Source organism: Mycoplasmopsis alligatoris A21JP2, assembly GCF_000178375.1.
In the GTDB taxonomy this organism is placed as follows: domain Bacteria; phylum Bacillota_I; class Bacilli_A; order Mycoplasmatales; family Metamycoplasmataceae; genus Mycoplasmopsis; species Mycoplasmopsis alligatoris.
Map to the genome: position 1 here is coordinate 1 of NZ_ADNC01000026.1, position 2979 is coordinate 2979.

Annotated in this window: 1 protein-coding gene and 2 rRNA genes; all 3 read left to right on the forward strand. The window is 36.9% G+C overall.

Going from position 1 to position 2979, the window contains the following annotated elements; all coding sequences use genetic code 4:
• Positions 1–849: ribosomal RNA gene (locus MALL_RS02620) — 23S ribosomal RNA — on the forward strand; the annotation flags it as partial.
• A 119-nt stretch (positions 850–968) separates the two neighbouring features.
• A complete protein-coding gene (locus tag MALL_RS02625) occupies positions 969–2030 on the forward strand; it encodes a hypothetical protein (protein WP_156785633.1) in 1062 nt (353 codons plus the stop codon).
• Positions 2031–2186: 156 nt separating this feature from the next.
• Positions 2187–2979 (forward strand): 16S ribosomal RNA (locus tag MALL_RS02630); the annotation flags it as partial.

Below are 2979 nucleotides of genomic sequence, written 5' to 3' on the forward strand. Positions count from 1 at the left end.
GGTACCCGCATCAAGACGAAAAGACCCCATGGAGCTTTACTATAACTTCGTATTGGAACTTGGCCTAACATGTGTAGGATAGGTGGGAGACGGTGAGACTGAGGCGCTAGCCTTAGAGGAGTCGACCTTGAAATACCACCCTTGGTATGTTGAGTTTCTAACTTGCCGCCTTTATCAGGTGGGAGGACAGTGCGTGGTGGGTAGTTTGACTGGGGCGGTCGCCTCCTAAAAGGTAACGGAGGCGTTCAAAGGTACACTCAATACGGTCAGAAACCGTATGTAGAGCGCAAAGGTAGAAGTGTGCTTAACTGCGAGACCAACAAGTCGAGCAGATGCGAAAGCAGGACTTAGTGATCCGGCTGTACGTCATGGAACGGCAGTCGCTCAACGGATAAAAGTTACCCTGGGGATAACAGGCTTATCTTGCCCAAGAGATCACATCGACGGCAAGGTTTGGCACCTCGATGTCGGCTCATCGCATCCTGGAGCTGGAGTAGGTTCCAAGGGTTTGGCTGTTCGCCAATTAAAGCGGTACGCGAGCTGGGTTCAGAACGTCGTGAGACAGTTCGGTCCCTATCTGATGTGGGCGTTGGAATATTGATGAGAGCTGCTCTTAGTACGAGAGGACCGGAGTGGACATACCGCTGGTGTTCCAGTTGTTTCGCCAGAAGCATAGCTGGGTAGCCAAGTATGGAAAGGATAACCGCTGAAAGCATCTAAGTGGGAAGCCTCCTCAGAGATGAGTATTCCCTTGAAATTCCTTGTAGACGACGAGGTTGATAGGATGGAAGTGTACGTGTAGTAATACATTCAGCTGACCATTACTAATAAATTGAAAGGTTTAAAAGTAAGATGTCATTTAAGACATTTTAATGAATTATGATTAATCTTTACTATTCAGTTTTGAAAGAACAAGCCCAATGAGGGCATTTTTTTATACTTTTTGTAAAAAAATTTATAATTTATATATGTATATGTTTAAAAATTATGAAAATTTTGGATTAAATTCTACTTATTGTAGCTTTACTAAAAAAGTTTTTACTGAAGAAGAACTTAAAAAATTAAGATTAGAAGCGTTAAGAAAAATGAGAAATCTTGATCCAGATTTAAAATTAGAACAGTTAAAAATGATTTTAAATTTAAAATTTGGTAAACCTAAACATGTTTTTGAAAATAACAACAAACAAATTATTATCGATACTGCACTAAATCCAAATAATATAAAAAATGGGTATTGTTATATAGCACACAGAATTATGAAGGTTAAAAATTTTAGATATTTAAAAGCATATTTTAAATTTATAGTTAAAAAAATTAATTTTCTAGAAAAAATTACTTTACCAAACTGTGTTGTTATTATGTTTACAAGTAAAACTTATAATAATTTAGGTGTTTTACTGGATGAAGATATACACTTATCAGAACAAAGAAACCGTCATATAGAAAAATATGGAATAAATCCTGCAGCTTTTCGTTTCCCAGGAGACAGAATAGAAGTACATGACAAGATTATTTTTGATGGAAAAAGAATTTTTTATTTATATGAAGCTTTTTCAGTTAACACAATAATGAAAAATTTAGTTGAAGTTATGCCTTTTTTTATGGATTTTATTGACCGTAGTTATGCTAAAAATGATTTTTCTCTTGATCAAAAACATTTTTGAGAAATAATACTCGAGTATTTTTATGAAAAACAAAAAATAAATATAATTATTTATCCACCTTCTAAAAATTCTATAGTGCGCTGAATTGTTGAATATTATAATAGTGATAAATTTCTAGCAGAATTATTATTTGAAAAAATGTGTCGAAGATTAAGAAATGAACACACATTATATTGGCTAGTTTCAGCAATGTATTATAAACACATTAAAGATGAAATAAAAAAAGAAGATCTACTTAAATTTTTAAGAAAAGATTTTTCATATAAATTTGTAGAAGAATTTAATTTTTTAAATAAATATAAGGCTGCACAGCTATATTATATGTTAGTAAAATTAACTCCTATAATAAGTAAAGAAGAACGTTAAAATTCTTTTTTTTATCACTAAAAAAATTCCAGAAAAAAAATTAAAAATTTTGTTTGACATTTTATTTTTTGTCATATAATAGATAAGCAAGCCCGATGAGGCAAGCAAAAAAGTTCTTTGAAAACTAGATATATACAATATAACATGACAGTCAATTTTTTCGAGAGTTTGATCCTGGCTCAGGATGAACGCTGGCTGTGTGCCTAATACATGCATGTCGAGCGGAGTTCTTCGGAACTTAGCGGCGAATGGGTGAGTAACACGTGCCTAACGTGCCTCTTAGATTGGAATAACGGCTAGAAATGGCCGCTAATGCCGGATACTTATTAGCTTCGCATGAAGTTAATATAAAAGGAGCGTTTGCTCCACTAAGAGATCGGGGTGCGTAACATTAGTTTGTTGGTGAGGTAAAGGCTCACCAAGACGATGATGTTTAGCGGGGTTGAGAGACTGATCCGCCACACTGGGACTGAGATACGGCCCAGACTCCTACGGGAGGCAGCAGTAGGGAATTTTCCACAATGGACGAAAGTCTGATGGAGCGACACAGCGTGCAGGAAGACGGCCTTCGGGTTGTAAACTGCTGTTATAAGGGAAGAAAAAGTAGCGTAGGAAATGACGTTACCTTGACGGTACCTTATCAGAAAGCAACGGCTAACTATGTGCCAGCAGCCGCGGTAATACATAGGTTGCAAGCGTTATCCGGAATTATTGGGCGTAAAGCGTCTGTAGGTTGTTTGTTAAGTCTGACGTTAAAACTTGGAGCTCAACTCCAAATTGCGTTGGATACTGGCAAGCTAGAGTTATGTAGAGGTAAGCGGAATTCCTTGTGAAGCGGTGAAATGCGTAGATATAAGGAAGAACACCAATTTGGCGAAGGCAGCTTACTGGGCATATACTGACACTGAGAGACGAAAGCGTGGGGAGCAAACAGGATTAGATACCCTGG